The sequence below is a fragment of the Dokdonia sp. Asnod2-E02 genome (genome assembly GCF_045063915.1).
GTDB lineage: Bacteria > Bacteroidota > Bacteroidia > Flavobacteriales > Flavobacteriaceae > Dokdonia.
Genome location: NZ_JBEFNX010000005.1, coordinates 1,328,657 through 1,341,300 on the forward strand (window position 1 = coordinate 1,328,657; position 12,644 = coordinate 1,341,300).

At 38.4% G+C, this 12,644-nt stretch carries 14 protein-coding genes; all 14 read left to right on the forward strand.

What is annotated here, in order from left to right:
- Positions 1 to 45 precede the first annotated feature (45 nt).
- Positions 46 to 2,427 carry a chlorophyllase/cutinase-like alpha/beta fold protein gene (locus ACJJVM_RS05935; protein WP_405211089.1) on the forward strand — a complete coding sequence of 794 codons (2,382 nt, stop codon included), beginning with the start codon at positions 46 to 48 and terminating at the stop codon, positions 2,425 to 2,427.
- Between the two features lie 139 nt (positions 2,428 to 2,566).
- Positions 2,567 to 2,896, forward strand: coding sequence for an iron-sulfur cluster assembly accessory protein (locus ACJJVM_RS05940; RefSeq protein ID WP_038598937.1), 330 nt, complete (start codon positions 2,567 to 2,569; stop codon positions 2,894 to 2,896).
- A gap of 55 nt (positions 2,897 to 2,951) precedes the next feature.
- The gene (sufB, locus tag ACJJVM_RS05945) at positions 2,952 to 4,397 is read left to right on the forward strand and encodes a Fe-S cluster assembly protein SufB (RefSeq protein WP_405211090.1); all 1,446 of its coding nucleotides are present in this window, start codon (positions 2,952 to 2,954) and stop codon (positions 4,395 to 4,397) included.
- A gap of 29 nt (positions 4,398 to 4,426) precedes the next feature.
- The gene (locus ACJJVM_RS05950; RefSeq protein WP_405211091.1) at positions 4,427 to 5,311 is read left to right on the forward strand and encodes an N-acyl homoserine lactonase family protein; all 885 of its coding nucleotides are present in this window, start codon (positions 4,427 to 4,429) and stop codon (positions 5,309 to 5,311) included.
- 2 nt (positions 5,312 to 5,313) lie between these two features.
- A complete protein-coding gene (locus tag ACJJVM_RS05955; protein ID WP_405211092.1) occupies positions 5,314 to 5,733 on the forward strand; it encodes a hypothetical protein in 420 nt (139 codons plus the stop codon).
- A 23-nt stretch (positions 5,734 to 5,756) separates the two neighbouring features.
- A complete protein-coding gene (sufC, locus tag ACJJVM_RS05960) occupies positions 5,757 to 6,509 on the forward strand; it encodes a Fe-S cluster assembly ATPase SufC (protein ID WP_035327044.1) in 753 nt (250 codons plus the stop codon).
- 58 nt (positions 6,510 to 6,567) lie between these two features.
- Positions 6,568 to 7,881, forward strand: coding sequence for a Fe-S cluster assembly protein SufD (gene sufD / locus ACJJVM_RS05965; RefSeq protein WP_035327042.1), 1,314 nt, complete (start codon positions 6,568 to 6,570; stop codon positions 7,879 to 7,881).
- A gap of 125 nt (positions 7,882 to 8,006) precedes the next feature.
- Positions 8,007 to 9,221, forward strand: coding sequence for an aminotransferase class V-fold PLP-dependent enzyme (locus ACJJVM_RS05970; RefSeq protein WP_405211093.1), 1,215 nt, complete (start codon positions 8,007 to 8,009; stop codon positions 9,219 to 9,221).
- An 11-nt stretch (positions 9,222 to 9,232) separates the two neighbouring features.
- Positions 9,233 to 9,652, forward strand: a complete 420-nt coding sequence (locus tag ACJJVM_RS05975) for an META domain-containing protein (protein WP_405211094.1) — start codon at positions 9,233 to 9,235, stop codon at positions 9,650 to 9,652.
- Entirely contained in the window at positions 9,636 to 10,184 is a 549-nt protein-coding gene (locus tag ACJJVM_RS05980; protein WP_405211095.1) for a GNAT family N-acetyltransferase, read from the forward strand. Before ACJJVM_RS05975 ends, ACJJVM_RS05980 begins: the two co-directional genes overlap by 17 nt.
- 68 nt (positions 10,185 to 10,252) lie before the next feature.
- The gene (locus ACJJVM_RS05985) at positions 10,253 to 10,678 is read left to right on the forward strand and encodes a SufE family protein (RefSeq protein WP_298352906.1); all 426 of its coding nucleotides are present in this window, start codon (positions 10,253 to 10,255) and stop codon (positions 10,676 to 10,678) included.
- Positions 10,679 to 10,754: 76 nt separating this feature from the next.
- Complete coding sequence (locus ACJJVM_RS05990; protein ID WP_035327034.1) at positions 10,755 to 11,072, forward strand: DUF59 domain-containing protein; 318 nt, start codon at positions 10,755 to 10,757, stop codon at positions 11,070 to 11,072.
- Between the two features lie 11 nt (positions 11,073 to 11,083).
- Positions 11,084 to 11,593 carry a DUF2480 family protein gene (locus tag ACJJVM_RS05995; RefSeq protein WP_298352900.1) on the forward strand — a complete coding sequence of 170 codons (510 nt, stop codon included), beginning with the start codon at positions 11,084 to 11,086 and terminating at the stop codon, positions 11,591 to 11,593.
- Positions 11,594 to 11,656: 63 nt separating this feature from the next.
- Positions 11,657 to 12,613 (forward strand): DUF3078 domain-containing protein, encoded by a 957-nt coding sequence (locus ACJJVM_RS06000; RefSeq protein ID WP_405211096.1) that lies wholly within the window; start codon positions 11,657 to 11,659, stop codon positions 12,611 to 12,613.
- The last annotated feature ends 31 nt before the right edge of the window (positions 12,614 to 12,644 follow it).

Here is a 12,644-nt window from a genome sequence, read left to right on the forward strand (position 1 = left end):
CATCAAAATAAAGCTACCTTTACTTATACCAATCATACAATTAAGATGAAAAAAATCAAGCAGTTAAAAAAATGGTTTTATAAGATTATCGCAAAAGTAACTCCAGGCAAAACGAGTACGCGAGGAGCAGCGATTGCCTTGCTCATAGTAAGTGCCATTTTATTTACTATAGCAGCTATCACTTCTGTCACAAAATCAAAAGACCCTTGGTTTTTACTCTTCTTTGCGGTCTTTGTAATAATCATAGTGCTTAGCGCATATTTCTTTTTATGGATTTTAAAGAAATACAACCGTATGCCTAAAATATTGAAGCTAGCGCTTCTTATTGCAATCCCTCTATTATTTGTAGCACTCGCCTTTGAGGGTATCTATGTGTTTTTTGCTTTTTGTATTATCTCCTTAATAGGTGGAGTTATTGCATTATTTACCACAAATGTATTTTCATCCTTATCTAAGGTTAAAAAAGGAATTGCACTTCTGTGCCTGCTAGTTGGCATCATAGGTTTGGCAAGTGTTATAAATGGATTACTCCCACGCGGTTTTGATATAAAACCAGTACTTAATGCTGCTGCACTGCATAAAAGTGCAGTACAAAAAATAGAAGCTCCGTCACCTGCAGCACGAGGAGATTATACTGTAAAAAAAATAACATACGGTAGTGGTAAGGACAAACATAGACCAGAATTTGGCAAAGATGTCACCTTTACTACAAAAGCCGTAAGTGGTGTTCCTTTTTTAGATAATTGGGAGGGTCTCAGTGGCTGGTATAGGGAGCACTTTTGGGGTTTTGATGATAAAGAGTTACCGCTTAATGGATATGTATGGTATCCAGAAGGAGAAGGACCATTCCCACTCGCGCTCATTGTACACGGTAATCACTTAATGTCAGACTTCTCAGATGTAGGTTATGAGTATCTTGGGGAGCTACTTGCCTCTAGAGGTATTATTACTGTATCTGTAGATCAAAACTTTCTTAATGGCTCTTGGGCAGATATTACGGGCGGACTTGATGAGGAAAACGATGCCAGAGGCTGGATGCTATTAGAACACCTACGTGTATGGCACGAGTGGAACAAAACTGAGGATCATCCTTTTTATCAAAAAATAGACACGACTAGTATTGCTCTTATGGGACACTCTAGGGGTGGAGAAGCTGTGGGTCACGCCGCTTTTATGAATACCCTACCCTACTACTCTGATGATGCGTCCATACCCTTAGACTATAATTTTAATATCAAATCTATAGTTGCTATTGCACCGGTAGATGGGCAGTATCAACCTGGCAATGCGCCTAACGAATTAAAAGATGTGAGCTACCTTACCATACACGGTTCTCAAGATGGTGATGTGACTTCCTTTGCTGGATCAAAACAATATGAACGAATCACCTTCTCAGATAGCACATCACATTTTAAATCTGCGGTGTATGTACAAGGAGCAAATCACGGCCAGTTTAACACCAGCTGGGGAGAAAATGATACCTCAGATGCCAGCACTTCTTTTCTTAATAATAAGCAGCTTCTATCTGGAGAGGAGCAACGCGAGATTGCCCGCGTTTACATAAGTGCTTTTTTAGAAACAACACTTACAAAAAAGATGACTTACAAACCGCTATTCTTAGATGCCCGAACAGCCGCAGACTGGCTTCCAGAAACAATCTATTTAAGTCAATATGAAGATAGCTCTTTTACTCCGCTAGCAACATATGACGAAGATTTTAATGTAACCACAGGTACAAAAGACAGCACTACAATTAAGAGTACAAATGTAACTGTCTGGCGAGAGCAAGAAATTAGTCTTAAATGGGGAGAAAAAGGTTCTCGAGCGGCTTATGTGGGCTGGCACTATAAAGATATAGAGGAAGGTGATCCTATACCAGACTCACTAGTGGGAAGCTACGAGTATACTTTTAAGCCAGAGCCATTAGATAGCACAATGGCACTCACTTTTACCCTCGCAGAGTCTACAGAAAGTACAAACCCTAAGTCTAGCGGAAAATGGAAAGACAATGAAGATGAAGATGATCTTGAGACTGAAACTGAATATGCTACAGAAAACGAGCCTGAAAAAGAAATTGAAAAGGAAAATGAAACAGATGATAAAAAGCTTGAGGATGACATCCCAGACGCACCTATAGACTTTAGTATCATCATTTCAAACAGCGATGGTCAAAAAGTCACCTTCTGCCTTAGTGATTTTTCTGCATTGCAACGCGAAATAGAAGTACGCATATGGAAGTCACAGTTTATCACAGATGATAGCGACTCAGAAAATATTTTTCAAACCTTTATGTTTCCATTTGCAGAGATTCAAGAAAGGAACCCAGACTTTGACATCTCCTCTATAAATCATCTAGTATTTCGGTTTGACAAAACACCAGAAGGAGTAATCATTATAGACAATTTAGGGTTTATGAAAACCCTATAAATCACACACATAACACAGCAAAAACTATAAACTATACTTCACTATAGAAAACACCTATCTCACCATCTGTTAGTTATATGTTAGGATGCGTTGAAAAACGCGACCTAAGCCGTATATTTGCAAACTATTTAGACCGATTATGATTAAAGTAGATCCAGCAGCAAAAATTAAGATCGCCAGCCTTATGCAGGAGGACGGTTTTGATGTAACCACAGACTATGTGCGCGTAGGTGTAAAAAGTGGTGGTTGCAGTGGCTTGTCATATGATCTTCATTTTGACAAAGCTCATAAAGAAGATGATAAAGTTTTTGAAGACAACGATGTAAAACTAATCGTAGACAAAAAAAGTTTTCTCTACCTCATAGGTACTACGCTAGAGTATAGCGGAGGACTTAATGGTAAAGGTTTTGTGTTTAACAATCCCAACGCACAACGTACTTGTGGTTGCGGAGAAAGTTTCTCACTATAAATAAAAAATGTTAGTACGCTTTCGCGAAAGCGTACCCTAGCTAGAAAAAGATACAATGGCATATACTGAAGACGATTTAAGGGAAGAGTTAAAAACCAAAGAATATGAGTATGGTTTTTTTACAGACATCGAGACTGAGACATTTCCTGTAGGATTAAATGAAGACATCATACGTGCAATTTCTAAGAAAAAGGAAGAACCACAATGGATGACAGACTGGAGGCTTGAAGCTTACAAAGTGTGGCAATCTATGGAAGAACCAGACTGGGCAAACGTAAATTATGAAAAGCCAGATTTTCAATCTATCGCATATTACTCTGCACCAAAATCTGTAGATCCAAACAAAACTCTAGATGATGTAGATCCAGATTTACTGGCGATGTACGAAAAACTAGGTATCTCTATAGATGAGCAAAAGAGAATGAACAATGTCGCGATGGATATTGTAGTAGACTCTGTATCTGTAGCAACTACATTTAAGAAAACACTTGCCGAAAAAGGGATCATCTTTATGAGTATCTCTGAGGCAATAAAGGAACATCCAGAACTAGTGCGTAAGCACCTAGGCACCATTGTTCCTGTAAAAGACAACTACTATGCAGCTCTTAACAGTGCTGTGTTTTCTGACGGATCTTTCTGTTACATTCCTAAAGGAGTGCGTTGTCCTATGGAGCTCTCTACTTACTTCCGTATAAATCAAGGAGGAACTGGACAGTTTGAAAGAACATTACTCGTGGCAGATGAGGGTAGTTATGTAAGTTACCTAGAAGGTTGTACAGCGCCTAGTCGTGATGAAAACCAACTACACGCCGCAGTCGTAGAGCTTATCGCTCTAGATGATGCAGAGATTAAGTATAGCACCGTGCAAAACTGGTACCCTGGTAATGCAGAGGGTAAAGGAGGTGTTTACAACTTTGTAACAAAGCGTGGTCTTTGTGAGAAAAATGCAAAAATCTCTTGGACACAAGTAGAGACAGGATCTGCAGTAACGTGGAAGTATCCTTCTTGTATCTTAAAAGGTGACAACTCAATAGGAGAATTTTACTCTATCGCTGTGACTAATAATCACCAGCAAGCAGATACGGGTACAAAAATGATACACTTAGGTAAGAATACTAAAAGTACGATTATCTCAAAAGGTATCTCTGCCGGTAAATCTCAAAACTCATATAGAGGTCTTGTAAAGATTAACTCTGGAGCTACAAATGCACGTAACTTCTCGCAATGTGACTCACTACTTATGGGTAACGAGTGTGGAGCCCACACCTTCCCATATATTGAGACAAAAAATAAGACTGCTCAAGTAGAACACGAGGCAACAACCAGTAAGATAGGTGAAGACCAGATTTTTTATTGTAACCAACGTGGTATTGATACCGAGAAGGCAATTGCCCTTATCGTAAACGGATTCTCAAAAGAGGTACTTAACAAACTCCCTATGGAGTTTGCTGTAGAAGCTCAGAAGTTACTTGAGATCAGTCTAGAAGGGTCTGTAGGATAGATTGTCATAACACTCAATCAAACTAAGAGATGAAAAAACTAGTTATCATAGCAATCATTGCCGGCCTTTTTACTTCGTGTGAGGAGTTTAAAAAGGGGTTTGAAGATGGTAAAAGAGACGCTCAAGAAAAAAGAGAAGCTGTTACTAATGAAACACCAGAAGTAACTCTTTATAAGTTTTCTGGAGGTACTGTTCAAGCAAATAACCTCAATCTGTTTGCTCAAGGAGACACGTATAAAGGAGAGTCAAAAGAACTTGCAGATGCTTTTTATGTAATCAAGCATCCAGATGGCGTGTTACTTTGGGATACAGGTTTACCTGAGATGCTAGTAGGTCAAGAGCCATACACACCAGAAGGAGGTGCTTTTACTATCTCTCGTAAAGATTCTATAAAGACGCAACTTGCGAGTGTTGGGATGACAACAGAGGATGTAGATATGATTGCTTTTTCTCACATACATTTTGATCACACGGGAGCTGCAAATCATTTTCCTAAGGCCAAGTGGTTTATACAATCTACAGAGTATGACTTTGCAAACAGTGAAGAGATTAAAGGAAATAGTTTTTATGCACCAGCTAGCTTTAACCAGCTTACTAATGTAGAAAAGCTAGATGGAGACAAAGATGTTTTTGGCGACGGTACAGTTATCATAAAATCTATGCCTGGTCACACTGCAGGACACCAAGTATTGTTTTTACAACTTAAAAACAATGGCCCTACCCTATTATCTGGTGATATATATCACTTTGAGAAAAATAGACAAAACACTGTTGTACCTCAGTTTAACTACGACATCCCAACAACAGAGAAGAGTATAAAGGAATTTGAAGCTTTCGCGAAAGCGCAAAACGCAACGGTAATCATACAGCACGACGCCGAAGATTTTGCAAAAACACCAGCAATACTTAATTAAGAATGAAAAAATTTCTCCTCTTAGCGATAGCGATAACAGCATTTATTTCTTGCAAGGAAACCCCAGCAAGTGATCAAGTTGCTGCCGAATTTGAAACACTAGAGGGAGAATTTATTCATCTAGCAGATGCTGCTGTACTTAAAGGAGATACTTTTATTTATGGCGTAACACTAGATGAAAAAATGCACGAGCTGGCAACTATTATAAAACCATTACAACGTGATGAGTTTGATATGGTGCCAGTAATTATAAAAGGAGAATTGCACTCAAAAGCAGCTGGAGAAGAAGGTTGGGATGAGATTGTAACGATAAAAGAAATACTTGAAGTCAAGGCACCAACAGGTGAGACTCCATTAAAATTAGAAGCAGGAGACAAACTCAAAACAGAGGGCGGATCTTTAAAAGTAGAAAGCGATAAATAATCGCACAATTAGAACGTAGAACTATGTTATCAGTAAAAAATCTGCACGCAGGCATTGAAGAGAAAGATATTCTTAAGGGAATCAACCTTGAGATGAAGGCCGGAGAAGTGCACGCAATTATGGGACCTAATGGTTCTGGTAAAAGTACACTCGCTTCTGTTATTGCAGGAAAAGAAGAGTATGAAGTAAGTAATGGAGACATAGACCTTAATGGTGAGTCTCTATTAGAAATGGATCCAGAAGAAAGAGCTCACGAGGGTGTTTTCTTATCTTTTCAATATCCTGTTGAGATACCTGGTGTATCTGTAACAAACTTCATCAAGACTGCTATAAACGAGACTCGCAAAGCAAAAGGACTAGAAGATATGCCAGCTAGTGAGATGCTTAAGAAGATTAAAGAAAAAGCAGAACTCCTTGAGATGGACCGTAAGTTCTTATCTAGATCTCTTAACGTAGGTTTCTCTGGAGGAGAAAAGAAACGTAACGAGATTTTCCAGATGGCAATGCTTGAGCCTAAACTTGCTATTCTAGACGAAACAGATTCTGGACTTGACATTGACGCACTGCGCATTGTTGCAAATGGCGTTAACAAGCTTAAGAGTGAAGATAATGCAGTACTTGTAATCACTCACTACCAGAGACTTCTTGACTACATTGTGCCAGATTTTGTACACGTACTTATGAACGGTAAGATTGTACGTTCTGGAGGAAAAGAACTTGCTCTAGAACTAGAAGAAAAAGGGTACGACTGGCTCAAAGAAGAAGTAGGTGCATAACTAGACCTGTTGCAGTCGTGATTTAACATCACACAAACAGATCTTACAACAGAACAATATGAGTTTAAAAGATAAATTAGTAAGCAACCACATCGTCTTACAAGAAAGTATAGATGCAGACTCGCCTATCTACGGGATACGCAATGAAGCTATCAAAACTTTTGAGGCAGAAGGGTTTCCTACCAAGAAGTTAGAAAACTGGAAATACACCTCACTTAACAGCATTCTTAAAGAAGACTATAACATCTTCCCTAGCAAAGAAGCTGCTCTTGATTTTAAGGATGTAAAACAGTATTTCTTAAATGATGTAGACACCTATAAAATTGTTTTTGTAGATGGTGTTTACAGTTCATACCTCTCTGAAACTACACACGATGGTATAGATGTGTGTACAATGGGTGCTGCACTTACAAAACCTAAGTACAAGCAAGTAATAGATGTGTACTTTAATAAAATTGCAAAAGGCGAGTCAATGGATGCATTGAACACTGCTTATGCAAAAGATGGTGCATATATTTACATCCCAAAAGGGAAAGTAGCTCAAAAGCCTATACAGATAGTACACTTCTCTACTGGAGCAAATGATGCTATGATGTTACAACCACGTAACCTCATTGTAGCCGAAGAAAACTCTGAAGTACAAATTATAGAGCGTCACCAGAGTCTCTCTGACAAGAAGGTCTTAACAAACGTCGTTACAGAGATTTTTGCAGATAAAAGAGCCCTTGTAGACTACTATAAGATTCAAAATGATAAGCTTGATGCTTCTCTTATAGACACTACAGAAATTGAACAACATAAAGAAAGTATCGTATCTGTACATACATTCTCTCTAGGTGGTAACATCACTCGTAACAATCTTAACTTTTACCAGAAAGGTGAGTATATGGACTCTATCCTTAAAGGTGTTACGATTATAGAAGGAAAACAACACGTAGATCACAACACGCTTGTGCACCACATCACACCTAACTGTGAGAGTCACCAAGATTACAAAGGCATCTTTGCCGAAAAATCTACAGGTGTCTTTAACGGAAAAGTTGTTGTAGAGAAAGAAGCCCAAAAGACTAATGCATATCAGTCTAATAACAACATCTTACTAGATGACACAGCGACCATAAACTCAAAGCCTCAGCTTGAGATCTTTGCAGATGATGTACGTTGTTCTCACGGTTGTACTATTGGACAACTAGATGAGAGTGCATTGTTTTATTTACAATCACGTGGTATAGGTGAAAAAGAAGGACGCGCATTACTTATGTATGCCTTTGCAAACACAGTATTATCTAGTGTTAAGATTCCACAGCTTAAAACAAGAATTACAAAACTTATTGCAAAGAAAATAGGTGTAAACATCGGTTTTGATCAATAAGATTGATTTCAAATAATTACAAAAGCCGCTACCTATCGTAGCGGCTTTTTTTATACATATAGACAGGCTCCTATAACTGGTTAAAAGTCCTTCAGTTTGTATCTTTGTACTAAAGAAAAAATGCTATGTTAGATATTAAAAAAATACGTGAAGACTTCCCTATTCTCAAAAGAGAAGTAAACGGAAAACCGCTTATTTATTTTGACAATGCCGCAACATCACAAACCCCACAAGTTGTTATAGACGCCATTGTAGATTATTACTCTAACTATAATGCAAACATACACCGTGGTGTACATTCGCTCTCACAAGAGGCCACAGATGCTTATGAGGAAGCACGCATAAAAATCCAGAAGCATTTTAACGCGGCACAGCCGTATGAGGTTATACTCACCGCAGGCACAACGCACGCCATAAATCTAGTAGCAAATGGCTTTGCAAGTATTTTAAAAAAGGGCGAAGAGGTACTCGTTTCGGCGCTAGAACATCATAGTAATATTGTACCGTGGCAAATGCTTTGTGAGAAGACGGGCGCTATACTTAAAGTTATACCACAAACAGAAAGTGGAGAACTGGATATGGACGCTTTCGCGAAAGCGTTATCACCACAGCTCAAACTGGTCTTTGTAAATCACGTATCAAACGCATTAGGAACCATCAACCCTATAGAAGAAATCATTACCGAAGCTCACAAAGTAGGTGCAGCGGTACTAATAGATGGCGCACAAGCAACACCACACATAAAACCAGATGTACAAGCCCTAGATGCCGACTTTTACGTATGCTCTGCTCACAAAATATGTGGCCCGACGGGTGTAGGCGTGTTATATGGTAAAGAAGAATGGCTTACTAAACTCCCTCCTTATCAAGGCGGTGGTGAGATGATAGACCAGGTGAGTTTTGAAAAAACAACCTACGCGGGTCTACCACATAAATTTGAAGCTGGAACACCTAATATTTGTGGCGGTATTGCTACAGGTGTGGGGCTAGATTATATGAATGGGTTAGGCTTTGATAATATTGCAGCTTATGAAGATGAGCTTTTACAGTATGCCACAAAGCAGCTCCTCGAGATTGAAGGGCTTAAAATTTATGGCACATCTGCACATAAAACTGCGGTAGTTTCTTTTAATGTAGGTGAGATTCACCCTTATGACATTGGCACCATACTTGATAAATTAGGGATAGCAGTGCGCACAGGGCACCATTGTGCTCAACCCATTATGGATTTTTACAAAATACCAGGTACAGTACGTGCCTCATTTTCTTTTTACAACACAAAAGAAGAGATTGATACATTTATAGATGGAGTAAAACGCGCAGTTGCGATGTTATCTTAAAAAATAGAATTATGAAAGCAGTATGTATTCTAGTACTTTTTATAGCGGGCTTTATGATGGGTCACGCCCAGTTATCACAAGCTCCAATGATCTTTACAGGTGATTTTATGATTACATCTGTGGCTGGAGAAGACGTCTCAGAGACAGCATTATCTCTTACAATTGATAATAAAAAGCGTTCTATAAGTGGCACTACTGGCTGTAATAACTATATGACAGATTATGCACTCAGAGGTACTGCGCTTCAGTTTTCATATGTGGCTAATACAAAAAGGGCTTGTCCTCACGATGATATAGAACAATTATATTATGACAACTTATCTGAAGTTACATCATTTCTAAAAAAGGGTGACACGATTACACTTTATAGAGATAGTGATGCAATCATAACAGGTATTTCTAAAAAGGCACTTATTGATAACAATAAATAGTCATCTAAGCTTACAGCCTATAAAAATTGAGGATCAACCTAAGTTGCTTGAGTTAATGCAAGAGGTTTATCCAGCTGCATACGGGCATTTCTGGAAAGATGACTGCTCTTGGTACTTAGACCATATTTACAGCTTAGAAAGCCTTAAAAAAGATCTTGCTACACCACAAAGTCACTACCACTTCATACTTTATAAAAATGAAACTGTAGGTATTTTTAAATATGTGTATAATCAAGTATACACACCACTACCACCGCTAGCAGGCTTAAAGTTACATAGACTCTATTTACACCCTTCTGTACAAGGTAAAGGAGTAGGAAGAGATATAATGCAATATGGAGAGCAGCTCGCTAGAAAGTTAGACTATAAAATAATATGGCTTGATGCGATGCATACACATACCCAGGCTCAACTGTTTTATAAGAAGGCAGGGTATATAAAAACCGAGTTTCAGCTATTGCCTTTTGACTTACTTAAAGATGAGCATCGTAAAATGTGGTATATGCACAAAATGCTCCCCTCGCCAAAATGACAGTTAATCTTCTGGGCATTATCTTTGTAAAGTAATAATAGAATACAACACATACAGATATCATAATTATGGCTAGCATACAAGAAATACAAGACGAGATAGTAGATGAGTTTTCTATGTTTGAAGACTGGATGCAGCGTTATGAATATATGATTGATCTAGGCAAATCACTACCGCTCATAGATGAAGCATTTAAAACAGATGACTACATTATAAAAGGATGCCAGAGCAAGGTATGGGTACACGCCACTATGGAAAATGGACAAGTAGCATTTACTGCAGACAGCGATGCCATAATCACAAAGGGAATTATTGCCATCCTTATACGAGCTTTTTCAAACCAGTCACCACAAGCAATTATAGATGCAGATACTGCGTTTATAGATGAGATAGGTCTTAAAGAACACCTCTCACCTACGCGCGCAAATGGACTCGTGAGTATGATTAAACAAATAAAACTGTATGCCGTTGCATACCAGACACAACTTAATTAAGAGACGTATCACGCTTTCGCGAAAGCGTAACAAAACACATTAAAACAACCCTGCACAAGCAGATTATATAAAGCATATGGAAATCAACACAGAAGAGCTAGGCGACAAAATTGTACGTGTTCTTAAAACAATATATGACCCAGAAATCCCAGTAGATATTTATGAGCTAGGATTGATTTACGACGTATTTGTAAATGAAGATATGGATACAAAAATCCTTATGACTCTTACCACGCCTAACTGCCCCGTTGCAGAAACGTTACCACTAGAGGTAGAAGAAAAAGTGAAGTCGCTTAAAGATGTTAAAGACTGTGAGGTTGAGATCACTTTTGACCCACCTTGGACACAAGACCTTATGAGTGAAGAAGCAAAGCTAGAACTAGGAATGCTGTAATTATTCTCACAATGGCCGAAGAAATTATAAATAGAGTTGCAAATAGCAAGCTAGTAACCTTTGATCTAGAAGATTTATATCTACAGGGTAATAGACAACTTGTTGATATTTCTCAATGGCTAGATCAAGGTTTTATACTACGCGAGACAGCTTTTAGAAAAAGCGTAAAGGAACACGACTGGAGTCAATATACAAATGCATTTGTAGCGTTACATTGTAGCACAGACGCCATTGTTCCAGCTTGGGCATATATGCTTGTAGCCACTCATATGCAAGGTATCGCAAAAAAAGTAATTACAGGTGACCTAGCATTACTAGAGACCATATTATACACAGAAGTTATACAAGGCATAGACGTGACTCCTTATGAGAATGTACCTGTTATTGTAAAAGGATGTTCTAACAAACCCGTTCCAGAAAATGCCTATTTATTGCTTATAGAAAAACTACAGCCTGTTGCGCGTAGTTTAATGTTTGGTGAGGCGTGCTCTTCCGTACCTCTTTACAAGAAGACAAAGTAAGGCTCCTTGAATAATAAGTAAAGGCTCCGTATATTAGACTGCTTAATTCATCCCTGCTATATAATGAAGTATATACTCTTACCACTGTTACTACTAGGTACCACAATTACCTTTGCTCAAAAAACAGATAAAAAGAAAGACTCCCTTCCAGATGGGTGGAAAAGCAAAGGTCTTATGGAGTTGTTATTTAGCCAGAGCGCCTTTAATGACAACTGGCAAGGTGGAGGAACATCAAACGTAGCAGGTAACTTTAACCTTAATTGGGATGTAAATTACAAGCGTAAAAAACTCAACTGGGATACAAAGCTTACCGCAATACTAGGTCTTGCCGCTACAAAAGACCAAGTGTTTGTTAGAAAAACCACAGATAGGCTTGAACTTAATAGCCTAGTAGGTAGTCGTATAGACAGTTCAAAATGGTATTATTCTGGTCTCTTTAATTTTAGAACTCAAATGGCTCCGGGTTATGAGTTTTTTGACAGGCAAGTCCTTAATGATGCTGGTGAGGTTATAGAAACGGTACAAGATCGCAAACTCATTACAACTAGTTTTTCTCCTGCATATTTACAGATAGGTCCTGGGTTGTTATGGAAAGAAAGTAACGATTTTAAGTTAAACGTGGCGCCCGCTACGGCAAGATTTATATTTGTAAACTCTAGATTTACCACAGTAAATGAAAATGACCCTGCCGCTATTGAAGCTTATGAGCCATTTTTTGGAGTACAGGCTAATGAAAACGTACGTTTTGAATTAGGAGCTTCTGTAAGTGCTTATCATAAGGAAGAACTGTTTGAAAATATAGTTTTTGAAAACACGCTTAATCTGTATGCAGACTACCTTGAGAATACAAAAAATGTAGATATTGACTACACGCTCAATGTCGCTATGCAGGTTAATAAATACATCACTACAAACCTCGCCGTACAGCTCATATATGATGAGAATGCCATAAGCGGTCTACAAGTAAGAGAGGTACTAGGCGTAGGTCTTAAATATGCCTTTCTTGAATGGAAATCTTAAATACATTCAAATATTTAGGCAAAAGCCTTTA